General features: G+C 30.5%; 22 protein-coding genes. 15 read left to right on the forward strand and 7 right to left on the reverse strand.

The genetic code is table 11. The annotated features are described in order from the left end of the window. Nucleotides 1–20: 20 nt before the first annotated feature. The 4 genes from CLV86_RS12495 to CLV86_RS12510 all read left to right on the forward strand — a co-directional run bounded on the left by CLV86_RS12495 (nucleotide 21) and on the right by CLV86_RS12510 (nucleotide 6,228). The gene (locus tag CLV86_RS12495; RefSeq protein ID WP_121052927.1) at nucleotides 21–3,728 is read left to right on the forward strand and encodes a metallophosphoesterase; all 3,708 of its coding nucleotides are present in this window, start codon (nucleotides 21–23) and stop codon (nucleotides 3,726–3,728) included. A 72-nt stretch (nucleotides 3,729–3,800) separates the two neighbouring features. Continuing rightward, nucleotides 3,801–4,493, forward strand: a complete 693-nt coding sequence (locus tag CLV86_RS12500; protein WP_121052788.1) for a glycerophosphodiester phosphodiesterase — start codon at nucleotides 3,801–3,803, stop codon at nucleotides 4,491–4,493. Beyond that, complete coding sequence (locus CLV86_RS12505) at nucleotides 4,490–5,701, forward strand: BaiN/RdsA family NAD(P)/FAD-dependent oxidoreductase (RefSeq protein WP_076734247.1); 1,212 nt, start codon at nucleotides 4,490–4,492, stop codon at nucleotides 5,699–5,701. Before CLV86_RS12500 ends, CLV86_RS12505 begins: the two co-directional genes overlap by 4 nt. Beyond that, on the forward strand, nucleotides 5,701–6,228 hold the full coding sequence (locus tag CLV86_RS12510; RefSeq protein WP_121052790.1) for a DUF1697 domain-containing protein: 528 nt from the start codon (nucleotides 5,701–5,703) through the stop codon (nucleotides 6,226–6,228). The genes CLV86_RS12505 and CLV86_RS12510 overlap by 1 nt, the downstream gene beginning before the upstream one ends. Here CLV86_RS12510 and CLV86_RS12515 read toward each other — a convergent pair. Then, complete coding sequence (locus tag CLV86_RS12515; RefSeq protein ID WP_076734245.1) at nucleotides 6,225–6,791, reverse strand: TetR/AcrR family transcriptional regulator; 567 nt, start codon at nucleotides 6,789–6,791, stop codon at nucleotides 6,225–6,227. The two genes, CLV86_RS12510 and CLV86_RS12515, sit on opposite strands and share 4 nt — an antisense overlap. Before the next feature lie 243 nt (nucleotides 6,792–7,034). On the opposite strand from CLV86_RS12515, the gene CLV86_RS12520 reads away from it, so the two are divergent. The 10 genes from CLV86_RS12520 to CLV86_RS12565 all read left to right on the forward strand — a co-directional run bounded on the left by CLV86_RS12520 (nucleotide 7,035) and on the right by CLV86_RS12565 (nucleotide 17,115). Next, on the forward strand, nucleotides 7,035–8,117 hold the full coding sequence (locus CLV86_RS12520) for a diphosphomevalonate decarboxylase (protein WP_121052791.1): 1,083 nt from the start codon (nucleotides 7,035–7,037) through the stop codon (nucleotides 8,115–8,117). 48 nt (nucleotides 8,118–8,165) lie between these two features. Continuing rightward, nucleotides 8,166–9,095 (forward strand): mevalonate kinase family protein, encoded by a 930-nt coding sequence (locus CLV86_RS12525; RefSeq protein ID WP_076734243.1) that lies wholly within the window; start codon nucleotides 8,166–8,168, stop codon nucleotides 9,093–9,095. Between the two features lie 56 nt (nucleotides 9,096–9,151). Continuing rightward, nucleotides 9,152–10,057: a geranylgeranylglycerol-phosphate geranylgeranyltransferase gene (locus CLV86_RS12530; RefSeq protein WP_121052793.1), complete on the forward strand. Its 906-nt coding sequence runs from the start codon at nucleotides 9,152–9,154 to the stop codon at nucleotides 10,055–10,057. A gap of 80 nt (nucleotides 10,058–10,137) precedes the next feature. Then, on the forward strand, nucleotides 10,138–10,989 hold the full coding sequence (locus CLV86_RS12535; protein WP_076734241.1) for a pseudouridine synthase: 852 nt from the start codon (nucleotides 10,138–10,140) through the stop codon (nucleotides 10,987–10,989). Between the two features lie 432 nt (nucleotides 10,990–11,421). Beyond that, entirely contained in the window at nucleotides 11,422–12,819 is a 1,398-nt protein-coding gene (locus CLV86_RS12540; RefSeq protein ID WP_076734240.1) for an arginine decarboxylase, read from the forward strand. Continuing rightward, the gene (gene speB / locus CLV86_RS12545) at nucleotides 12,809–13,747 is read left to right on the forward strand and encodes an agmatinase (RefSeq protein WP_076734239.1); all 939 of its coding nucleotides are present in this window, start codon (nucleotides 12,809–12,811) and stop codon (nucleotides 13,745–13,747) included. Before CLV86_RS12540 ends, speB begins: the two co-directional genes overlap by 11 nt. Beyond that, on the forward strand, nucleotides 13,737–14,711 hold the full coding sequence (locus CLV86_RS12550; RefSeq protein WP_121052795.1) for a deoxyhypusine synthase family protein: 975 nt from the start codon (nucleotides 13,737–13,739) through the stop codon (nucleotides 14,709–14,711). Before speB ends, CLV86_RS12550 begins: the two co-directional genes overlap by 11 nt. Beyond that, nucleotides 14,711–16,249, forward strand: a complete 1,539-nt coding sequence (locus CLV86_RS12555) for a bifunctional GNAT family N-acetyltransferase/carbon-nitrogen hydrolase family protein (RefSeq protein ID WP_076734237.1) — start codon at nucleotides 14,711–14,713, stop codon at nucleotides 16,247–16,249. The genes CLV86_RS12550 and CLV86_RS12555 overlap by 1 nt, the downstream gene beginning before the upstream one ends. A gap of 56 nt (nucleotides 16,250–16,305) precedes the next feature. After that, nucleotides 16,306–16,623, forward strand: coding sequence for a hypothetical protein (locus CLV86_RS12560; protein WP_076734236.1), 318 nt, complete (start codon nucleotides 16,306–16,308; stop codon nucleotides 16,621–16,623). 144 nt (nucleotides 16,624–16,767) lie between these two features. Next, nucleotides 16,768–17,115: a hypothetical protein gene (locus CLV86_RS12565; RefSeq protein ID WP_076734235.1), complete on the forward strand. Its 348-nt coding sequence runs from the start codon at nucleotides 16,768–16,770 to the stop codon at nucleotides 17,113–17,115. A 36-nt stretch (nucleotides 17,116–17,151) separates the two neighbouring features. Here the strand turns inward: CLV86_RS12565 and CLV86_RS12570 are convergent, their stop codons facing one another. From CLV86_RS12570 to CLV86_RS12595, 6 genes are all read right to left on the reverse strand, one after another. After that, on the reverse strand, nucleotides 17,152–18,513 hold the full coding sequence (locus CLV86_RS12570) for an MptA/MptB family glycosyltransferase (RefSeq protein WP_121052797.1): 1,362 nt from the start codon (nucleotides 18,511–18,513) through the stop codon (nucleotides 17,152–17,154). 110 nt (nucleotides 18,514–18,623) lie between these two features. Continuing rightward, nucleotides 18,624–20,057 (reverse strand): cellulose synthase family protein, encoded by a 1,434-nt coding sequence (locus CLV86_RS12575; protein ID WP_121052799.1) that lies wholly within the window; start codon nucleotides 20,055–20,057, stop codon nucleotides 18,624–18,626. A gap of 56 nt (nucleotides 20,058–20,113) precedes the next feature. Beyond that, nucleotides 20,114–20,806: a glycosyltransferase family 2 protein gene (locus tag CLV86_RS12580; RefSeq protein WP_121052801.1), complete on the reverse strand. Its 693-nt coding sequence runs from the start codon at nucleotides 20,804–20,806 to the stop codon at nucleotides 20,114–20,116. Further along, on the reverse strand, nucleotides 20,803–21,279 hold the full coding sequence (locus tag CLV86_RS12585) for a toxin-antitoxin system YwqK family antitoxin (RefSeq protein WP_013869273.1): 477 nt from the start codon (nucleotides 21,277–21,279) through the stop codon (nucleotides 20,803–20,805). Before CLV86_RS12585 ends, CLV86_RS12580 begins: the two co-directional genes overlap by 4 nt. Before the next feature lie 24 nt (nucleotides 21,280–21,303). After that, the gene (locus CLV86_RS12590; protein ID WP_121052803.1) at nucleotides 21,304–22,896 is read right to left on the reverse strand and encodes a 4Fe-4S binding protein; all 1,593 of its coding nucleotides are present in this window, start codon (nucleotides 22,894–22,896) and stop codon (nucleotides 21,304–21,306) included. Nucleotides 22,897–22,905: 9 nt separating this feature from the next. After that, nucleotides 22,906–24,210: an NAD(P)/FAD-dependent oxidoreductase gene (locus CLV86_RS12595; protein WP_121052805.1), complete on the reverse strand. Its 1,305-nt coding sequence runs from the start codon at nucleotides 24,208–24,210 to the stop codon at nucleotides 22,906–22,908. A gap of 181 nt (nucleotides 24,211–24,391) precedes the next feature. Here CLV86_RS12595 and CLV86_RS12600 point away from each other — a divergent pair, with 181 nt between their 5' ends. Continuing rightward, nucleotides 24,392–25,108, forward strand: a complete 717-nt coding sequence (locus tag CLV86_RS12600; RefSeq protein WP_170148545.1) for a DUF547 domain-containing protein — start codon at nucleotides 24,392–24,394, stop codon at nucleotides 25,106–25,108. Nucleotides 25,109–25,129 lie beyond the last annotated feature (21 nt).

The raw sequence follows: 25,129 nt of genomic DNA on the forward strand, positions 1-25,129 counted from the left end.
TTAAACCAGAAAGTTACTTTATGAATAAAAATAACATTATTCTAACAGTTTTATTATTAACCTTATCAAGTTGCGCTACTTATAAAGTACAGTATAAAAATAAAGAAGAGAGTGTTAATAAACTACCAGAGAAAGAGATAGATAGAACTTTTTTTTTAATTGGTGATGCTGGAAAATCTCCTGTTGGCGGCATGTCTTTAGGCTTACAAGCTTTTAATAAACATATTCTTAATAAAGATACAAATAAAGATTACGCAATATTTCTGGGCGATAATATTTATCCAGATGGTTTAATTAAAGAAGGCGAAGAAGGCCATGAAAATGCTATAAACGCATTAGATGCTCAAATAAAGTCTGTTGAAACTTTTAAAGGTAGCTCTATAATGATTCCAGGAAACCACGATTGGTATGCAGATGGAGTTCCGGGTGTAAAAAGAGAAGAAAAGTATATTGAAAAAGCTTTAGGGAAAAATACATATCAACCAGAAAATGGTTGCCCATTAGAAAGTATAAATGTAAGCGATGAGATAGAGTTAATTGTTATAGATACACAGTGGTATCTTGAAGATTGGAATAAAAATCCTACTATAAACGATAATTGCGAAATAAAAACACGTAATCGATTTTTAGAAGAATTAGAAGGAGATTTAAAAAAAGCACAAAATAAACGTGTAATCTTAGCAATGCATCATCCAATGTATACAAATGGTACACATGGAGGTTTTTTTAGCGCAAATAAGCATCTATATCCAACACAAAGTAAATTACCATTACCAATTTTAGCTTCACTAGTAGCACAGGTAAGAACACAAGGAGGTGTTTCTATTCAAGATAGATTTAACGAAAGATACAATGAGTTAATGAAACGAATAGAAACTTTAACTTTAGAGTATGATAATATAGTTATTGCATCTGGTCACGAACACTCTTTACAATACATAGAAAACAATGGGATTAAACAAATAGTTTCTGGTGCTGGAGCTAAAACATCTGCAGCAGCCTTAAGTAAAGACGGCTTATTTTCCATAGGGCAACAAGGTTTTGCAGAATTAACAGTGTTTAAAGATGGAAGTACATGGGTAAGTATATACGTATCAGAAAACGGAGAGCCAAAATTAATGTTTACAAAAGAAGTACTGCCAAAAACAAGAGATGTATTTGATGTAGAAATATTACCAGATACTTTTCCGCAAACCGTACAAGCGTCAGTTTACACTAAAGAGGAAACTGAAAAATCTGGAACTCACGAACTGTTGTTAGGCGAAAGATATCGTGATTTATATAGTACTAAAATTACTGCAAAAGTTGCTACTCTAGATACGCTTCATGGCGGATTAGAAATAGTAAGAGCTGGTGGTGGGCACCAAACAAAATCGTTAAGATTAAAAACAAAAGATGGGAGAGAATTAAATATGAGAGCGCTTAGAAAAAGTGCTACACAATACTTGCAAACAGTATTATTTAAAGAAACTTATATCGAAGATGAATTTGATAAAACTCAAGTAGAAAGTTTTGTACTAGATTTTTATACAGCTGCACATCCATATGCCTTTTTTGTTGTGCCAGATTTAGCAGATGCCGGAGAAGTTTATCATACCAATCCAGAATTATATTTTATTCCAAAACACAAATATCTTGGTGATTACAATACAGATTATGGTGGAGAATTATATATGATTGAAGAACGACCAGAAGAAAATTATTCTAACGAGAGAAATTTTGGATATGCAGACGATATAGAAAGCACTCACGATATTATTGAGAAAATTCGTGAAGACGAAAAATATAAAATCGATGAGAACTCATTTATTAGAGCTAGACTTTTCGATATGTTAATTGGCGATTGGGATAGACACCAAGACCAATGGCGTTGGGCACAATTTGACCAAGAAAATGGAGACAAATTATTTAAACCAATCCCAAGAGATAGAGATCAAGTATTTTCAAATTTTGATGGAGCTGTATTAGATGTCTTAAAAGTATTATCTGGTTCAACAAAACAACTTCAAGTTTATGATGCCGAATTAAAAGATATAAAGTGGATGAATAGTGCAGGAATAAAACTAGATAAAGTTTTAATTCAGAATTCAGGAAAAGAAGCATGGCTTAAACAAGCCAAATTTTTAATGGATAATATTACCGATGAGGTAATTGCCAAAGCGTTTTCAAAAGTTCCAGAAGAAACTAAAAACGAATCTCTTATAGAAATACAAGAGTTACTTAAAGGAAGACGAGCTAATATGCTTGATATAGCAGAGCGTTATTATAATTATTTAAACGAATTGGTAATTGTAACAGGAACAGATAAAGACGATTATTTCGAAATTAACCGAATTGGAGATAATGAAACTAATGTTAAAATATCAAGAATTATAGATGGTGAAAAAGGAGAGGTTATAGTAGATAGAACTTTCAATAAAGATATTACAAAAGAGCTTTGGATATACGGTTTAGATGATGACGATGTTTTTGAAGTAACAGGAAAAGCTAACAATTTAATTTTTACAAGAATTATTGGTGGTCAAAATAATGACACTTACATTATAAAAAACGGTAGACGTGTTCGTGTTTACGATCACAAATCAAAACCCAATACAATTAAAGAAAATAATGGAGCAAAAATTAATTTTACAGATATCTACAATAACAATCTTTTCGATTTTAATAAAAATATAAAACGATTATCTACCATTACGCCTGCAATAGCATATAATCCAGACGATGGTTTTAGTTTGGGTCTTTCTTTTATAAAAACTACTAAAGGATTTCAGCGTAATCCATATTCTCAACAACACCGTTTTAAAGGAGGTTATTTTTTTGCAACCGATGGATTTAGTATTGAATACGATGGAGAATTTGCAAATTTATTTGGAGATTGGAACTTACATGTTGCAGGTAAATTAACAAGTGAAAACTTCTCTAATAACTTTTTTGGTTATGGAAACGAAACAATAAATAATGACGACGTTTTAGACTTAAATTACAATAGAGTTAAAACAAGTATTTATATGGCTAGTGTTGGAATTCTTAAAAAAGGAAACTTTGGTAGTGATTATGGTTTTAAATTACTTGCAGAAGGCATAGAAATAGGTAAAACACCAAACCGTTATATAGAAAATTTTGCACCTTCAACATTAAACACCGAGTTTTATTCTAGAAGGTATTTTACAGCCTTAGAAGCTAATTATAACTACGCCAGTTTCGATAATAAAATTGTACCAACAAGAGGGATGACTTTTAATATTGAAACAGGAATTAAAACAGAACCAGAAGACACAAAAAATACTTATGGTTACCTTAACTCCAGTTTAGGATTCTACAATGCTTTAATAACAAATAGAAGACTAGTATTAAAAACCGATTTAAGAGGACAGGTTAGAGTAGGAGACGATTTGCTTTTTTATCAAGCAGCAAGTATTGGAGGAATAAATGGGTTAAGAGGTTATAGAAACGAAAGATTTACAGGAAAAAACTCTTTAGTTGGTAGTGCAGACATACGTTACAGTTTTAAATCTTTTAAAACAGCAATATTACCACTTCAAATAGGTGTTTTTGCAGGAGGAGATGTGGGTAGAGTATGGCTAAAAAACGATTTTTCAGAAAAATGGCATAACGATTATGGTGGTGGTTTTTGGGTATCTGCAGCAGATTCTGTTCAAGGAACATTTAATTTCTTTAATAGCGAAGAAGGTTTAAGGTTTACTTTTGGATTTGGAATCGCATTCTAAATAAAATCACCATATTAAAACCATCAATTTTATTACATTGCTAATATTATTGATGGTTTTCTAATTTTTAAAATGAAACAAAACAAAATACTAAAATTCGGGCATAGAGGCGCTAAAGCATATGTTGCCGAAAACACATTAGAATCTGTCTTAAAAGCATTAGAGCTAGGTGTTGATGGTGTAGAGATAGATGTGCATAAGTGTAAATCTGAAGAGGTAGTGGTTTTTCATGATTTTACTTTAGATAGATTAACAAATGCAAAAGGAGAAATATCAAACTTCAATTTAACAGAGTTAAAACAATTACAAATATCTAATACTTATAAAATTCCTACTTTAATCGAAGTGTTAGATTTAGTTAATAATAGCTGCATTGTAAATATAGAACTAAAAGGAAAAAACACTGCTTTTAAAACTGTTGCTATAATAGAAGATTACATAAAAAATAAAAATTGGAATTATAATAATATTATTATATCAAGTTTTAATTTTGAAGAGTTGTTATCAGTTTATAAAATTAATAAAAAAATACCTTTAGGTGTCTTAATAGAATCTAACTTAGAGTCTGCCATAACTTTTGCAAAATCTATAAATGCAGTTGCAATACATCCAGATTATAATATGCTAACAAAATCTAATGTAAAAAAAATACAAAACAATGGTTTTAAAGTAAATACTTGGACGGTTAATACTATTAAAGACATAGAGAAAATAAAATCTTATAATGTAAACGCTATAATTAGCGATTTTCCAGATAGATTATGATAGAAAAAGATGTAATAATAGTTGGAGGAGGTGCTTCTGGTTTCTTTGCAGCAATAAATATAGCTCAACAAAATCCACATATAAAAGTCACAATTTTAGAACGTGGTAAAGATGTTTTAACAAAAGTAAAAGTTTCTGGCGGAGGTAGATGTAACGTAACACATGCAGAATTTATTCCGCAAGAATTAGTGCTTAATTATCCACGAGGAGAAAAAGAACTTTTAGGTCCATTTCATACTTTTATGACAGGAGATACTATTGCTTGGTTCGAAGAACGAGGAGTAGAATTAAAAATTGAAGAAGATGGACGCATGTTTCCTATATCTAATAGTTCTCAAACTATTATAGATTGTTTTTTAGAAGAAGCAAAAAAATATAATGTAGAGGTCTTAAAAAATCAACCAGTAATTAATTTAGAAAATCAAGATAACAATTGGATTGTTAATACTAAAACAAATAAATTAACTTGTAAAAAGTTAATAATTGCTACAGGAAGTAACCCTAAAATATGGAAAGTGATAGAAAATTTAGGGCATTCAGTAACTTCACCTGTTCCATCTTTATTTACCTTTAATATAAAAGATAAGCGTATAGAAGATATTCCGGGCGTAGTTGCAAAAAACGTAACAATAAAAGTAATCGATTCAGATTTAGAATCCTACGGTCCATTATTAATTACGCATTGGGGAATGAGTGCGCCTTCAATATTAAAATTATCTGCTTTTGGAGCATTAGAATTAGCTAAAAGAGATTATAAGTTTAAAATAGAAGTTAATTTTATAAACTTAAATTTTGATATTGCAATATCACGATTAAAGTCTATTAAAAAAGAGTTTAATAAGAAAAAGGTAATTAATTATTCACAGTTTAATTTACCAAAAAGGCTATGGTATCAATTAGTAATAGCATCTAAAATTAATAAAGAAACTAATTGGGCAGATTGTACAAAAGTTCAAATAGAAAATTTAGCAAATCAATTAACAAAAGCTGTATTTAATGTAGATGGTAAAAGTACTTTTAAAGAAGAATTTGTTACGGCAGGAGGAGTAGATTTAAAAGAAGTAAATTTTAAAAATTTTGAAAGTAAACTACACAAAAACCTCTATTTTGTTGGAGAAGTCTTAAATATAGATGCAATTACAGGCGGATTTAATTTTCAAAACGCTTGGACAGGAGCTTATATACTATCGCAAAGTATTTTTAAATAATGAATACATATATCACGTTATTAAGAGGAATAAATGTTGGTGGACATAAAAAAGTTCCAATGGCTATATTAAGGGAATTGTTAAGTAAAGCTGGGTTTATTAACGTAAAAACATACATTCAAAGTGGAAATATTGTTTTTCAATCATTAGAAAATCAAACAAAAAAAATAGAAAAAGAAATCCAGCAACTTATAGACTTTCATTTTGGTTTTAGCGTTTCAATAATAGTTAAAACAAAACTAGAGTTGCAAACTATTTTTGATAACTGTGTTTTTTCAAACGAAAAAAAAATAAAAAGCTATTTCATTTTATTAGATAGTATTCCTAATGCAAAATATGTTAAAGAAGTGGAGGCTATTAGTTTTGAAAACGAAGAATTTTCTATAATAAATAACTGCCTTTATTTTTATTCATCAACTGGATATGGGCGTACAAAATTTAATATGGCTACGTTCGAAAAAAAATTAAAAGTAAATGCTACTTCAAGAAACTATAATACAATAAATAAATTACTACAGTTAGCTTAATGCTTTTTAGGGTTTTTAATACAATCCCAAGACATGTTTATAGCATCACTTAATTCTTTACTATTCATTTCTAATTCATTCTTAAATTTTAATCTTGCAGCAGAAATTACATTACCAAAACTTACTTGCATAATAAGTCTTAAATGTACATCTCTAAGGTCTTTACTTAAAATTGCGTTTAAAAAGAAATCTCTAATATTTATAAAGTGAGGAATGCTTTTAGATCTTATTTCCGAATTAATAATTGGAGGAACACCTACAAATTCTATAAACTTAAAAGCTAAAGGGTTGCCAATAAAATAATTGTACAAATTTAGCCACATAATTTCAAACTGTTTCTTTACATTTTTTTCAGGTACATTAGCCATCATTACAACTCCAAAATCTTGACAAATCATTATATATATTTCTTCAATAATTTGTTCTTTGTTTTTAAAGTAATGGTATATTGTACCAACAGCAACACCTGCTTCCTTGGCAACTTGAGACATTGGAGTAGCGTGCACTCCTTGTTCTACCACAAGCTCTAGCATGGTAAGAATAATTCTCTTTTTTTTGTCCATTTTATATTGTGTCTAAAATAGGTATAGACTTTTAATATTTTGAAGAAGAGGGATTTATGGGGTCTTCGTATAAAAGCTAAAGTTAGTTTTGTTTTATTAATAGTTAATATTAAAGCCTTTAAGAGTATTGTAAATAAACTCTAGTGGTAAACATCATTAAACGAAATATACGTTTTAATATTTGACGAAAATAGAAATATTTAAATAGAATTAAAAACTATATTTGTGGAAATTAATTTTTTGATGCTTGAAAATAAGTTTATTCCTACAAATATATTAGAGAAAAATATTAGCGGTAAAATTACTTGGTCATCACCAAGTAATATTGCTTTAGTAAAATATTGGGGAAAAAAAGAAAATCAAATCCCAGAGAATCAGTCTATTAGTTTTACGCTAGAAGCATGTAAAACAATAACTAATTTATATTATTCTAAAAACGAATCTTCAAGTAAAGATTTTTCGTTTAAAGTATTTTTAGATAATGTTCCTAAGCCAGATTTCGAACCTAAAATTGAAACATTTTTTAAACGCATTGAAGTTTACATGCCTTTTTTAAAAGATTTTCATTTTAAAATTGAAACAAAAAACACATTCCCACATAGTTCTGGTATTGCTTCTTCCGCTTCAGGTATGAGTGCTTTAGCACTGTGTTTAATGAGTGTTGAAAAAGAATTAAATCCTGAAATTAGTGAAGAATATTTTAATAAAAAAGCTTCCTTTTTAGCAAGACTAGGGTCAGGAAGTGCATGCAGAAGTATTGAAGGAGATTTAGTGGTTTGGGGAAAACACAATAATATTGATGGAAGCAGCGATTTGTTTGGTATTAAATATCCATACCAAGTACATGATAATTTTAAAAACTATCAAGATACTATATTGCTAGTAGATAAAGGTGAAAAGCAAGTAAGCAGCACAGTTGGACATAATTTAATGCATGGTCATCCATTTGCGCAAGAACGTTTTAAAGAAGCAGAAGAAAATATTACTAAAATTAAAGGTATTTTAGAATCTGGAGATTTAAAAGCATTTATAGCACTTGTGGAAAGCGAAGCATTAACATTGCATGCTATGATGATGACAAGTATGCCATACTTTATTTTAATGAAACCTAATACATTAGAAATTATAAATAAAATATGGAATTTTAGAAAACAAACAGGATTACATATTTGCTTTACTTTAGATGCAGGAGCTAATGTTCATATTCTATATCCTGAGAAAGAAGCTAAAACAATTCTAGAATTCATTAAGACAGAGTTAGTTGCATATTGCCAAAATGGTCACTATATTTGTGATAGAATTGGATTTGGTGCAAAAAAACTCTAATTTCATTAAGTAATTATAAATAGCGCTAAATACTCAACACTGTAATAAATGAAAGGTCCACTCTTCTATTCAAAAATCCTACTTTTCGGAGAATATGGAATTATTAAAGATTCTAAAGGATTATCTATTCCATATAATTTTTATAATGGAGCATTAAAAACAGATAAAAACCTTTCTGAAGAAGCTAAAAAATCTAATGCAAGTTTAGTAAAATATGCATCATACTTAAGTAACATAAGCGAAGATTTAGTAGTTTTTGAAATTAATAAACTAAAAGCAGATGTAGCCAATGGGATGTATTTTGATTCGTCTATACCACAAGGCTATGGAGTAGGAAGTAGTGGAGCATTAGTTGCTGCTATTTATGATAAATACGCACTAAATAAAATTACTGTTTTAGAGAACTTAACAAGAGAAAAATTACTTCAACTTAAAGCTATTTTTGCTGAGATGGAATCTTTTTTTCATGGTAAATCTTCAGGTTTAGACCCACTTAATAGTTATTTAAGTTTACCAATCCTTATTAATTCTAAAGATAATATTGAAGCAACAGGAATACCAACTCAAAGCACTTCTGGAAAAGGAGCAGTATTTTTGTTAGATAGTGGCGTTACCGGTGAAACAGCACCAATGGTTAGTATCTTTATGGAGAGTATGAAACAGGAAGGGTTTCGTAAAATGTTAAAAAATCAATTTATAAAACACACAGATGCTTGTGTAGAAGATTTTTTAAAAGGAGATATAAAATCATTATTTAGCAATACAAAACAATTATCTAAAGTTGTACTTAATAACTTTAAACCAATGATACCTAAGCAGTTTCATGAACTTTGGAAAAAAGGAATAGAAACTAACGAATATTACCTAAAGCTTTGTGGTTCTGGAGGTGGTGGTTATATTTTAGGCTTTACACAAGACATCGCTAAAGCAGAAAAATCTCTTAAAGACTTTAAATTAGAAATAGTTTATAATTTCTAGATTGGCAACTCTCTTAATATTATTTTCAAGCTCTCAATAAAAATGTAACAATCTTTATGTTTACCAGAAAACAGAAACACATTCTAATTAAATTTTTTAGTTTGTTCTCTGTTGTTCGAGGTTACAACATTCTTATAATTGTATTGGCTCAATATTTAACCTCGGTTTATATTTTTGCGCACGATATGCCAGCAAAAAAAGTATTGTTAGATGTTAACTTATTAATGTTGGTAATGGCATCGGCAGCTGTTATTGCCGCAGGTTATATAATAAACAACTTTTACGATTCTGAGAAAGATTTAATTAATAGACCAAATAAATCTATGCTAGATAAATTGGTAAGCCAAAACACAAAACTATCATTTTATTTTGTGTTAAATTTCTCGGCAATTATAATGGCAAGTTATGTGTCTTTTAATCCTGTTTTATTCTTTTCGGCTTATATTTTTGCTATTTGGTTTTATTCTCACAAATTAAAAAAGCTACCAATAATAGGAAATATAGTATCAGCTTTATTAACAATAGCACCTTTTTTCGCAATATTTATTTATTATAAAAACTTTGATAGTGTAATTTTTGCACATGCATTATTTTTATTTTTAATAATAGCAATTCGAGAACTCACTAAAGATTTAGAGAACATGAAAGGAGATTTAGCTTTAAATTATAGAACAATTCCTGTAGTTTATGGAGACAAAACTTCAAAAAAAATGATTACATTATTAATCCTTTTAACTAGTATTCCTCTGTATCTTTTAATTTATAAGTTTGAAATTGGTTACATGACTTATTACTTTTTTCTAGCCATATTTCTTTTAATAACGTTTTTATTATTTCTATGGAAATCCTCAACAAAAATACATTATGTAATTTTGCATAACATATTAAAAGTTATAATAGTAGCAGGAATTTTTAGTATCTTATTAATAGATATAGACTTAGTATTAAATAGAATTTTATAATATAGTAATTCATTTAAACAAAAAAATGAAAGTAAATTTACTAATCGAAATTATACTATATCTTTGCAAAAAAATATACCATGAGTAAACAAAGCGGAAAAAGACAAGGAAAATCTGCTCCAGATGGAGGCAGAAAAGCTTACAAAAACAATGTTGTAAAGAGTAATGGTGGAGGAAAAAACTCAGGTTCTAAAGCAAAAGGAACAAAACCTAAGAAATCAACCAATTCAAGCGAAATACGTTTAAATAAATATATAGCAAATTCTGGAGTATGTTCTCGTAGAGATGCAGATGTACATATTGCAACAGGTTTAGTAAGTGTAAACGGAAAAATAGTTACAGAAATGGGCTATAAAGTTAAACTAGAAGACGAAGTACGTTACGACGGTGCACGAATAAATCCAGAAAAGAAAGCATACGTATTATTAAACAAACCTAAAGGTTTTGCAACAACTACTAGCGAGCACAAAGGTAAAACTGTAATGGATTTGGTAGCTAATGCAACATCGTCACGAATAAAACCAATTGGTCGTTTAGGTCGTAACTCTACAGGTTTATTACTATTTACCAACGATGAAAAAATTGTATCTCGTTTTACAAGTTCTAATAAAGGAGTAGAACGTTTATTTCATTTAGAATTAGATAGAAATCTAAAAATAGAAGACTTAAGGAAAATTAGAGAAGGTTTACGTATTGAAGGTAAACAAATTAACGTTGAAGAAATAGATTACGTAAACGATAAAAAGAACGAAGTAGGTATAAAAATCAAAAATACAGGTAACACTATTTTACACACTATTTTCGATTATTTTAAGCACGAGTTAATAAAAATAGATTGTGTGCAAATAGCACATTTAACTAAAAAAGACATTCCAAGAGGAAATTGGAAAATATTAACAGAACAAGAAGTGCAAACATTAATGATGATGTAATTTAAAACAAAATATAGATTAAAAAATCGAGCAAACGCTCGATTTTTTTTGTTTAAAACACTGAGGTTTAAAATTTTAAAAAAAATAACACAAAATATATTTGCAATTCAAAAAAAAGTATTTCATTTGCAGCATTATAATATTATTACTTTTATAAGTACATAATATAGCTGAACAAATTGAACCGTGTTTATACGTTCGGGCTTTTGGACATCAGGAAGTCATTTTCAAAAGCAGCTTTTAGATTAAGCAACCGAATTTTAGAGCTAACTTCCGCTTTTACTACAATCTATGCAAGCCAGCATCAATATGGCTTTGTGCCTACATGTGAGTTGAAAATTCAAATCTGAATATCTTTACAATTTCTTAAACTGAATTAAATTTCAGTCCTATGTTATTGTTTTAATTTTCAAATTCACTATTTTCAAATAAATGAATACAAAATATATTGATTTAATAAATCAAACTTTTGATTTTCCACAAGATGAATTCAAACTGGAAAAAAACCAATTACAGTTTCATGGTATAGATTTAATGAAACTAAAAGAAGAATATGGTGCACCTTTAAAGTTTACCTATTTGCCACAAATTTCTAATAACATACAGCGTGCAAAACAATGGTTTGCAAACGCTATAGAAAAACACGACTATAAAGGAAAATATAACTATTGTTATTGTACTAAAAGCTCACACTTTAAACATGTTTTAAACGAAGCTTTAAAAAATGATATACATATAGAAACATCTTCTGCTTTCGATATTGATATTGTAGAAAGTTTAAAAGCCGAAGGTAAAATAACAAACGAAACTTATGTAATTAGCAACGGTTTTAAACGTGCGCAATACATTACCAACATTGCTCGATTAATTAATAACGGCCAAAAAAACGCCATTCCAATTATTGATAATTATGAGGAAATAGATTTATTATCTCAAGAAGTAAAAGGTAAATTTAATATTGGTATTCGTATCGCTTCAGAAGAAGAACCAAAATTTGAGTTTTATACCTCTCGACTAGGTATTGGTTACAAGAATATTGTTCCTTTTTATAAAAATCAAATACAAGGCAATAAAAAAGTCAACCTTAAAATGTTACACTTCTTTATAAATACGGGTATTCGTGATAATGCATATTATTGGAATGAGTTACAAAAATGTTTAAAAGTATATACTAGTTTAAAAAAAATATGTCCAAGCTTAGACAGCTTGAATATTGGTGGTGGATTCCCTATTAAAAACTCATTAGCATTCGATTTCGATTATGAATATTTGGTAGACGAGATTGTAAACCAAATTAAACTTACTTGTGAAGAAGAAGGTGTAGATGTGCCAAACATTTTCACAGAATTTGGAAGCTTTACAGTAGGAGAAAGCGGTGGAGCTATTTACGAGATCTTATACCAAAAACAACAAAACGATCGTGAGAAATGGAATATGATTAATTCATCATTTATCACAACATTACCAGATACTTGGGCAATTAACAAGCGTTTTATAATGTTGCCACTTAACCGTTGGGAGTCAACTTACGAGCGTGTTTTACTAGGAGGTTTAACATGCGATAGTGACGATTACTATAACAGTGAGCAGCACATGAATGCTATTTATTTACCAAAATATAATAAAGATAAACCTTTATATATAGGGTTTTTTAACACAGGTGCATACCAAGAAACTATAGGTGGTTTTGGAGGTCTGCAACACTGCTTAATACCGTCTCCAAAACACGTTTTAATTAATAAAGATGAAGACGGAAACATAACAACAAAACTATTTAGTGAACAACAAAAAAGTGAAGACTTACTTAAAATTTTAGGCTATGCAAACTAAAACTTATGCAGGTATTGGAGAAGAATTCTCTAAACTTGAAACATCAAAAATTGTATTAATTCCTGTACCTTACGATGGTACAAGTACTTGGCAAAAAGGAGCAGATAAAGGTCCAGAAGCATTTTTAAATGCTTCAGAAAATATGGAGCTTTACGATATTGAAACAGAAACCGAAGTTTACAGACAAGGTGTTTATTTAGCAGATCCTGTAACAGAAAATAGCTCGCCAGAAGCAATGGTAGATGCTGTACATAAAGAAACTAAAAAGTATATTAAAAAAAATAAGTTTGTTACAATATTTGGAGGCGAACACTCAATCTCTATAGGTACTATTCGTGCCTTTAACGAAATGTATCCAAGCTTAACAGTTTTACAACTTGATGCGCATGCAGACTTACGTAAAGAATACGAAGGCTCAACTTGTAACCATGCTTGTGCAGTGTACGAAGCTAGCCAAACAACAAATTTAATTCAAGTTGGTATTCGCTCTATGGACGTTATAGAAACTACAGTAATGGACAAAGACAAAACATACTTTGCTCATGAAATGGCTTTAGATGATACTTGGATGGATAGCGCTGTAGATCAAATGACAGAAAATGTATTTATTACAATAGATTTAGACGCTTTCGATCCTTCAATAATGCCAAGTACAGGAACACCAGAACCTGGCGGATTATTATGGTACGAAACACTAGAATTCTTAAAGCAAGTATTTGCAGAGAAAAACGTAGTAGGTTTTGATATAGTAGAATTATGCCCAAATAAAATTGATAAATCTTCAGATTTTTTAGCAGCAAAATTATATTACAAAATGCTAAGCTATAAATTTGAAAATGATGATGTTGAGGCAGATTACGACAATGCTTACGAGAATGTAAAACAAAAAAACAACAGTGCTAAATACAACGAAGACGATGAATACTAAAGGACCAATTTCTCAATTTATAGAAAAACACTATCTGCATTTTAATGCAGCAGCCTTAGTTGATGCAGCAAAAGGTTACGAAGCACAATTAGAAAGTGGTGCTAAAATGTTAGTAGCATTAGCAGGTGCAATGAGTACTGCAGAACTTGGAAAAAGTTTTGCCGAAATGATAAGACAAGATAAAGTACAAATAATCTCTTGTACAGGTGCAAACCTTGAAGAAGATATCATGAATTTAGTAGCACATTCTCATTATAAACGTGTGCCTAACTATCGCGATTTAACACCGCAAGACGAGTGGGATTTACTAGAAAAAGGTTTAAACCGTGTAACAGATACTTGTATTCCAGAAGAAGAAGCATTTAGAAGATTGCAACAACATATTGTAAAAATTTGGAAAGATGCCGAAGCTAAAGGAGAACGTTATTTACCGCATGAATACATGTATAAAATGTTATTATCTGGAGTTTTAGAGCAATATTACGAAATAGATTTAAAAGACTCTTGGATGTATGCAGCTGCCGAAAAAAACCTGCCAATAGTTTGCCCAGGTTGGGAAGACAGTACAATGGGAAACATTTTTGCAAGCTACGTGCTTAAAGGAGAACTTAAAGCAAGCACAATGAAATCTGGTATAGAGTACATGACTTTTTTAGCAGATTGGTACACAGATAATTCTGAAAATGGAATAGGCTTTTTTCAAATTGGAGGTGGAATAGCAGGAGATTTTCCTATATGCGTAGTACCGATGTTATATCAAGATATGGAAAGACCAGAAACACCGTTTTGGAGTTATTTCTGTCAAATTAGTGACTCGACAACAAGTTATGGATCGTATTCTGGTGCCGTACCAAACGAGAAAATCACTTGGGGAAAACTAGATATAGATACACCAAAATTTATTATAGAAAGTGATGCTACAATTGTAGCTCCATTAATTTTTGCTTACCTGTTAGACCAATAATGGACGACAAGAAAATTGAAAATATCGAATTAAAGTACTTAACCGTAGAGGATTATGCAGAATTAAAATCTGCAACATTAGAATCTTACGGCGGTGTGTTAGATTCGTATTGGAAAAAAAGCCACATACAACAATTAACAACCATTTTTCCTAAAGGTCAAGTGGTTATTAAAATTGATGGCAATATTGCTGGTTGTGCATTATCTCTTGTTGTAGATTACGATAAAATTGAAGATAATCACACCTATGCAGATATTATTAAAGGCGATAAGTTTAAAAATCACGATCCAAATGGAGACGTATTATACGGTATCGATGTTTTTATAAAACCAGAATATCGAGGCTTGCGTTTAGGAAGACGTTTATACGATTATCGTAAAGAATTATGCGAAGAGCTTAATTTAAAAGGAATTGTTTTTGGAGGTAGAATGCCAAATTATCATAAGCATCAAAGCGATTTAACACCAAAAGAGTATATTGAAAAAGTAAAACGAAAAGAGATTCATGATCCTGTTTTAAATTTTCAAATCTCTAACGATTTTCATCCACTTAGAATAATAAAAGGCTATTTAGAAGGTGATACCGCATCAAACGAGTATGCAGTATTAATGGAATGGGATAATATTTATTATACCAAAAAAAGCCGAAAAGCAAGTTCTGTAAAAACAGTTGTTAGGTTAGGATTAATACAATGGCAAATGCGTACTTATAACTCTTTAGAAGAGTTAATGCAGCAAGTAGAATATTTTGTAGATAGCGTTGCAGCATATAGGTCGGATTTTGCTTTGTTTCCAGAGTTTTTTAATGCACCATTAATGGCTAAATACAATCATTTGCATGAGCCAGATGCTATTAGGGAATTAGCAAAATACACTAAAGTAATTGTAGATAAAATGAAACAATTATCTATTTCTTACAACATTAATATTATAACTGGAAGTATGCCAGAATTAATAGAAGACAAGTTGTATAATGTAGGTTACCTGTGTAGAAGAGATGGAAGTATAGAGCGTTACGAAAAAATACACGTTACACCAGATGAAGCTAAAGTTTGGGGTATGCAGTGTGGTAATAAATTACAAACGTTTGAAACCGATGCAGGAAAAATAGGAATACTAATTTGTTACGATTCAGAGTTTCCAGAATTATCAAGATTATTGTCTGATGAAGGAATGGATATATTATTTGTACCATTTTTAACAGATACTCAAAATGGATATTCTCGAGTACGCTTATGTGCACAAGCAAGAGCAATAGAAAATGAATGTTATGTTGCAATTGCTGGATCTGTTGGAAATTTACCAAATGTTAATAACATGGACATCCAATACGCACAATCTGCCGTATTTACACCATGCGACTTTTCATTTCCTAGTAATGGTATTAAAGCTGAAGCAACCACTAATACAGAGATGATTTTAGTTGCAGATGTAGATTTAAGTTTACTTAGAGAACTACATTCTTTTGGAGCTGTCAAAAATTTAAAAGACAGACGAAAAGATTTTTACGATGTTATAAGAATTAATAATACAAAATAGTATTTTTGAACTAACAAGGTGTCCATAATGCATCTTCAGAAATAAAATATAATGCAATGAAAAATAGGCAAGACAACTTAAAAAGAGTAATTGTTGACTTCAAAAAATTAACACCAGAAATACTGGCAATGTTAGTCGAAAAATTTCCTGATGGATACGATGATCGTAATATCGTTTCTTTTAAGAATGCAAAAAACGAATTAATTGAAGCAGTAGAGCTTATTACTGAAGATACTAAGTATTTAGTAAAAGTAAGTACAAAGCTAGAGGTTACAATGGAAAATTACGACGAAGACGATTACGAAGATTTCGATAGTGATGATCCAGATGCAATACAAGCTCCAGAACTGGATGAAAATGATGATGATTTTTAATTAAATTTTTCTAACTTAAAACTTACATAAAGCAAGCATATTATAACTATTATTTTCGGCAAGAGATTGTTGTGTTTTTATTTAGAATAAAATATAGCCTTCGAACATTTTTTAAAATAAATTCACATTAATAAATTATTCAAAATGAAGTCAAAAAATATAATACAAATAGTAATGGTAGCTTTTTTTATGTTAACGCTATCAAGTTTTAAAAATATCCAAAATGCTAAAACAATCACTGCCGTTTTTGATGGTGCAGAAGATTATGGGTATAATTTTATTTTTACAAACGATGATGAAGATGAAAGAACAATAACGTTTCAAAATATAAATAATGACGTTTTAAAATCTTTCGATTTAAATTCTGATGCATTAATTGGAACAAAAATGAAAGTAACTTATACAACAGAAATTTTAGTAGAAGAAGACGAAGATGGTTTTGAAATTGAAACAGAAGCGTCTACTATTACAAAGTTAGAAAAGGTTAAATAAGATTTTTTTTACAATATTTAAAAAAAATCACATGTATTAAGCATGTGATTTTTTTGTTTTTTGAAGGATAGTTTCCCAAATAAACACGCCAAACACAACTAAATACTCTAAAGCAATTACCCAAAGGTTTTCGGTATTGTCTGCATTTGCATACGCGAGATAACTTATTATTACAATAAAACTCCATACTAACGGAAATTTATAATTTGTAAAAATACTTAGCATAAGTATGGTTACTATATACCAAGGATGCACCGTTGTACTTAAAAACAAATAGATTGTAAAACTAAAAAGCATAGCGGTTATTAGTTTTTGTAAACTAGTGTTTTTCTTTAAAAAAGATAAATAGAGAATAAATAGTATTGTAATAACTGGTAAAATTTTACCAATTACAGCAATTTCATTATAGCCTCTAAACCAATAGCCAATAGCTCTTGCTATATAGTAAATGCTTGCATTAAACTCAAAATTGCTAAACCAGAGTCCAACAGTTTTGGCATAATTATCTATAAATTGTGAAGAAAAAAATGGAGCAAATAGTAATAGTATTGTAACTAAAACAATAGTATAAAATGTAATGAGTTTTATAAAATTTTTGGTTGTTTGTTCTTTTAAAAACCACCAGAAAAACAGTGGTAAAAACATTAATGGTACTAATTTAGTGGCTATAGATAAGGCAAAAACAACTGCTGCCCATTTCCATTTTCCAACATGTAAAAGGTATAAACTCCATATTAAAAAGAAAATCATTACACCTTCAAAATGCAGGTTTCCTGTAAGTTCTATTATTATAAACGGATTGAGTATGTACCAAAATATATTATGTGTTGGTAGTTTTAATTGTTTTAAAAGCTTTTTTCCGTAATAGAGAATTCCAAAATCTGCAGCAATAATTAATAGTCTTAAAACCATAGCAGAACCAACAATACTTTTACCTGCGAATATGCCTGCTATTATAAAGCATAATTGATTTATTGGTGGATAGTTTGTAAAATGGCTAGCGTTAAGTTGCCTCATACCATTATACAATTCTTGTGCTTGTGCTACTGGATATTGTGCTTGCGAGATATAAGATTCTGGTGTGTGTAAATATGGATTTATACCTTGTAATATCAAGCGTCCGTCCCAAATAAAACGATAAAAATCTTGCGATAAATTGGGTATAGATAGTATAAATATTGCTCGAAATAAAAAGGCTATTGCGGTAAGAAAATTGGTGTTTTCTTTATTGTTTTTTATTAAAAAGTAAAAGCTTGTAAATAATAAAACATATATAGAAACGAGTTTAAAATGTGCAGTTCTCTCTAAGTTATACGCAAATGTAAAATATAAAACAGCACTAATAATAGTAAGTAAAATTGGGAGTTTATTAGCTTTAAATACTGCAGAATTAAACATGACTATGCGTTAGCGATTGAACGGTTTGTTTAAGCTCCTTTTTGTTGTTTTTACAAAAAGAGCGAGTAGTGAAAGCGCGACCTTTAGGTAACGCCCAAAATATTTTTATACTATGCTTTTGAGGTTAACGATTTAAAAAACACAAAACCAAAACCTAAAAATAACATTAAGTGAAACGGAAATAACCCAAAATCGCCACCTTGATCGCCAACTACAAATGCGCTATACATTCCAAAGGCGAAATAGAGCATTAAAAGCCCTTCGAAAATTACGTTTTTAGAGATGTTTTTTCTTAAATATTTATTGCCTTGCCAGCTGTCTTTTATACTACTTATATTAAATTTTGGTGTGCGTACAAATTCACTTCGTTTTCCAAAATGACCTTCTAATACGGCTATAGAATTGTGTAAACTAAAGCCCATGGCTATTGAGAAAAAGGTAAAAAACATACCTATGTAGCGAATAAAGTTTTTAAAGCCACCACCATAAGATCGTTTATACATAAACCAATAACAAACAAAGAAAATAATGGTGCTTAACACAAAGAAACTCATAACATAAAAGTATGGTTTTAGGTGTGCATATTCGTTTTTAATATAAAGCATTGGTATGCTTAATATACCTACTACTAGTACGTTTAAAAACATGGTACTGTTTAGTAAGTGTAGTAAACCGTGTAGTTTTGTTTTTGGCGAGATGTTTTTGCTTTTTAAAACTCTAGTCATCATTTTTCTAAAGTTTTCTGCGCCACCTTTATTCCAACGGAATTGTTGAGAGCGCGCTGCACTAATTACTACTGGTAATTCGGCTGGAGTTACCACATCTTCAAGGTACTCGAATTTCCAGTTTTTTAGTTGTGCACGGTAACTTAAATCTAAATCTTCGGTTAATGTATCGCCTTCCCAATTTCCAGCGTCTATAATACATTGTCTTCGCCAAACGCCTGCGGTACCATTAAAATTAATAAAATGTCCTTTAGAGTTTCGGCCTACTTGCTCTAAAGTAAAATGCGCATCTAGAGCGAATGCTTGTATTTTTGTTAGGGTAGAATAATTGCGGTTTATATGTCCCCAACGTGTTTGTACAACACCTATATTACGATCTATAAAATACGGAATGGTTTTTTTTAGCCAGTCTTTTTTGGGTAGAAAATCGGCATCAAAAATGGCAATAAATTCTCCTTTTGCAATTTTTAAACCTTCCTTTAATGCGCCTGCTTTAAAGCCTTCGCGATTTGTACGGCAAATATGTACAATGTCTAAACCTTGGTCTTTTAACATTTGTACTCTTATTGCTGTAGATGCTACAGTCTCGTCTGTAGAGTCGTCTAATACCTGGATTTCTAATTTGTTTTTTGGGTAGTCTATTAAAGCAATGTTTTCTAATAAACGTTCCATTACATATTCTTCGTTAAAAACAGGAAGTTGTATGGTTACGTGCGGTACTTGCTCTGGATCATTAAAATCTAAATAAGGTGTTTTTACTTTTTTCTTTTGTGCAGAAATGTAGTTGAACAATAAATTTAATTGAGCCAGTGCGTACATAAAAATAAGCACCAATGCTATAGAGTAAATAATTATAATAAATGTATTTAAATAAATCACTTTTTTAAACTGTATTTAAAAATCCAACCTAATATCTTAAAACCTGCAAATATAGTACCTTTTACGGTTCCGGACACTTTAGAAACTCCTATTCTTTGTTTGTAACGTACAGGAACTTCTACATAAGTTAGTTTCTGCTTTAAAGCTTTTAATTGCATTTCTACAGTCCAGCCATAGGTTTTATCTTCCATATTTAACGCTACAAGCTTGTTATACTTTATAGCTCTAAACGGACCTAAATCGGTGAATTTAGCGCCAAAAAATAAACCCATTAAAAAGGTTGCTAACCAATTACCAAATACTTGTTGTGGTGTCATGGAGTTACCTTCTCTAAGTCGTTTAACTCTTGATCCTATTACAAAATCGATATCATCATTTAATATTGGTGCAACAACTTTGGTTAACTCTTCTGGGTAATCACTATAATCACCATCTAGAAATACTATAATATCTGGCTTAACTTGAAGTTTTGCTATATAGTCCATACCTTTTAAACAGGCATAACCATACCCACGATTATTCTCGGTAAGTACTGTTGCTCCTGCCTTTTCTGCATTTGCAGCGGTTAGGTCTGTAGAATTATTGTTTACTACAATAACTTCGTTTACTATGTTAGGGATGTCGTTTATTACGTTTGTAATAGAATCTTGCTCGTTATAAGCAGGAATGATGACTTTTATATTGGTCATTTAAGATCGCTCAATTTATTTTCTTTTTTAAAGGATGAAAAGTCTCTCCATTCTTTTATTTTTTTTCCTTCGGAAAACTTTGCAGCAGCAATAAGCTTGTTGTTTTTGTACATTAAGCAGTAGCCATTTTTTACATTGTTTTTTAATTGGCATTTATGGTTTATGTTTTCGTTTTTATCGTAAAACAACCACCAATTAACTTTTATGCCTTTTAAATAATGGCCTTCGCTTTTTTTCTTTCCGTTAAAAGTGTAAAAGTACCAATATTTAACGGGTTTATTGTTTTTAAAATGGCCTTCGCTTTCTAGGTTACCATTACTGTGGTAAAATTTCCAATAATCTGTTTTTAAATTATTTTCTGTCCAACCTTCAGCTTTAATGTTTCCGTTATCATAAAAAGTTTTATTATATATTTTTTCTGCGGAAGCATTAAAACTGAATAAAAAAACGAATATGTAAATGGCGACTTTCATTTTTAAAAAGCTTAGCGTTTCATTTTATTTGTTGTTTAACAAATCCATTAAATTAACATCGTTTCCTAATAGAATTTCTTTAGGGTTAATTCTGCCATCCATACTATCATTTTCTAATTTTAAAACACCACGTGGACAAACAGCACTACAAACACCACAACCAACACAGCTAGAACGTACAATGTTTTCGCCTTTTTGTGCATAAGCACGAACGTCTATTCCCATTTCGCAATAGGTAGAACAATTACCGCAAGAGATGCATTGTCCACCATTAGTTGTAATTCTAAATTTTGAAAAAAGGCGTTGCTGAAATCCTAGTATTGCTGCCATTGGACATCCAAAACGACACCACACACGGTTTCCAAAAATAGGGTAGAAGCCTGTACCAATAACTCCAGAAAATATAGCGCCAATTAAAAAGCCATATGTGCTTCGAAGTGTTTCGGCCTCAAATAAAAACACATTACTGTTACCACTAAAAAAGTGCATACCAATTAATGCCATAATTATTGCAAAGTAACCTATGGCTCCTAGCTTAGCGTCTTTACCAAGTTCTTGGCGTTTAAAAATCATGGTTAATGCAAATACTAATGTTAGTATTCCTGCAACGCTAAATAAAAACACGTTTTTTGTAAGCCAATATTTGCTAGAATCATCACCTAAGTATGAGTACACAACAGCAGTTGTCATTAACACTACAAATACTAAAACACTATGTATTACCCAACGTTCTACTTTCCAAGCATACTGTTTTTTGTTACTTAAGTGTCTAAAAGGATCTCCAGCAGTTTCGGCTAAACCACCACAACCACAAACCCATGAACAATACCAACGTTTACCGTATTTAAAAGTTAAAATAGGAGTTATTACAAATATAGAAAGTATACCAAATATTAGTAACGCGGTACCAACAGTTCCTGCGCTAATAAACTCGTCTACTCTATATTGCTCAAAATTATAGTAATTAAGTGGCCAGATATTTTTAAGGTCGTAGTAAGGTAGTTTAAAACTATCGGAATTTAATCTCGCCATAAACTCTGGAATTAAAAAGGCAAATGCAAGCTGAAAAAACATGACAGATCCTGTTCTAATTTGTTCGTAACGATTATGGCGGTATTTCATTAAAAATTTATAACCAAAAACTAAAATAGCAACGGTATAAAGTGTACCATAAACAAACCATTGGCTCGCAGGATTACCACTTAATACTTTACTTAAAGGATCGAAAAGTGCAACCAAACCAGTGTTTGGAGCGCCATCTGTACCAAGACCTAACCAACCAGCTTTAAAATATAGTACAATATAAAAAGCAGTCATTACTACACCGGTTATCCAACCTATAATGCCTCGAGACGATATAGATTTAAACCAAACACCATCGTTTTTTATGCCTTTACTTTTACCTAAATAAGCAAGGTTTGTAAACCAAATGGTACCAGCAGTTATAAGTCCAAGAGACAAAGAAAGCCATAAAACTTTGTTGGTGAAACCAACATTTAAAAAGGCTAAAACCAATATAAAAAGCCCTAGAACACCTATTCCAGAAGCTATTTTTTGTTTTGTAGATAAGTCTTTTGCATTTGCTAAAGACATATTGTGATTTAATTTATTACTCATTTTGTTAGGTTAGGCTGTTTGTAATTGTTGGTTATATGCTTTAATGATGTCTTTCTCAAAATGACTAAAAAACTCTGGATCGAAATTAGCTGTTGCTAAATTTTTAATCACATAGTCAATGTCTCTTTCTTCGGTAAGCCAACGGTTAAAAACTTCATGTCGCATTCTAATACCAAAAGTATTTATACCTAAAAATGTATTTGTAGTATTGTTATAAGCTACAGTTATACATTTTGTATCGTCTTCATGTTTCCAGTGAAAATGAGACTCGTTATCTTTTTTATTTCTTTCGCTAAAAACCCAACCGTAAGTTTGGTATTCGATATCTAAAAATTTTGCAGAATTAAACCAGTGCCCTGGATTATATGCCATTTTATTACCACAAATTGTTTGTGCTAAAACTTCTCCCATCATACGTCCTGTATACCAAACTGCTTCAATTGGTCTGCGTTGCCCAATAGCTTCGTGCTGTTGTGCGCAATCGCCAATAGCATAAACATCTGGTACATTAGTTTCTAAATATTTGTTAACTAAAATACCTTTATCAGTTTCAATATTAGAGGTTTTTAAAAAATCTATATTTGGTGTTACACCAGCAGTTAAGCCTACAACATTACAAGCGATTTCTTCTCCAGTTTCTTCGATAATTATAGATTTTACACGGCCATTTTCATCGGCTTTAATTTCTTTTAAATTTGTAGATAAGCGTAAATCTATGTGGTGACTTTCAATATGTCTATTAATCATAGCGCTTTCACCTTTTGGTAAAACACCGTTCCAAAAACTACTTTCGCGTACTAAAAAAGTAACAGGAATATTTCTTGTCATTAGCATTTCGGCTAACTCAATACCAATTAATCCACCACCAACAATTACTGCTCTATTGCATACTTCATTATTTGGTGCGTTTGCTTCTAAAGTTTCTAAATCCTGTTTACTATATAAGCCTTGTACACCATCTAAGTCTTGTCCTGGCCAACCAAACTTATTTGGTTTACTTCCGGTAGCAAGAACCAATTTGTCATATTGTAGCGTGTCACCATTATTAAAATGAAGCGTTTTAGCAGCAGTATCTACATTTTTAACATAGCCATTTTTAAGTTCGATTCTGTTTTTTTTCCAAAACCAATCTTCGTAAGGCTTAGTATTCTCGTAAGTCATGTGACCCATATAAATATACATTAGTGCAGTACGAGAGAAAAAATGATTAGACTCCGCAGAAACAATTGTAATTTTTTTATCAGAGTTTTTTCGAATATGTCTTGCAGTAGTGACGCCAGAAATTCCGTTGCCAATTATAACAATATGCTCCATGTTTTAAGTTTTGTTTTTTGTTAGGTCGTGACTAAAGATAAAAACTTAATCGCGAAGTGGTATTTAGAATAAATATAAATTGTGAGTAGTGTTTAAAAAGAATTTTTTTTTCAGTTTTTGAAAGTTTTTAAAAATGTTTCAGACTTAGTTTTCAACTGTAAACATTTTAACATTTCGTTTTATGAAAAAAATAATAGTAATAATATTAGTGTGTTTGGGAGGTTTTTCTGCGGAAGCGCAAACGTTAGAAACCTTTTTTACACAAGCAGATTCCTTTTTTAAAACCTACGTAAAAAATGGAAGAGTAGCTTATTCTGAAATTAAAAAAGAACCTTCTACATTAAATGAAGTTTTAAAAACTGCTGAAGGAATTTCGGTTTCAAAAACCGATGCTAAAAACTATCAAGCCTTTTGGATTAATGCATACAATCTTTCGGTTATTAAAGGTTTAGTAGATAATTACCCAACAAGTTCGCCTTTAAATGATAAAGGTTTTTTTGATAAAACAAAATACAATCTAGCAGGTAAAAAACTAACCTTAAATAGCATAGAGAACGATTTGTTAAGAGCCCAGTTTAAAGATGCGCGCTTTCATTTTGTATTAGTATGTGGTGCAGTTGGTTGTCCGCCATTAATTAATAAAGCTTACTTGCCTAGTACATTAGAAGCACAGCTACAAAAGCAAGCCACATTAGCCATAAATGGAGACTATTTTATAAAAGTAAATAACAAAAAGAAACAGGTAAAAGGTTCTAAAATATTAGAATGGTACAAAGAGGATTTTGTTGTAAACGGCCAAACAGAAATAGAATACTTAAACAGGTTTAGAACAACTAAAATTCCAACAGATTTTAAGCTGTCTTATTTTGAATATAATTGGAATATTAATAAGCCATAATATGGTTTGCTTGTTTATAAA

The organism is Lacinutrix venerupis, from assembly GCF_003663945.1.
Classification (GTDB): Bacteria; Bacteroidota; Bacteroidia; order Flavobacteriales; family Flavobacteriaceae; genus Lacinutrix; species Lacinutrix venerupis.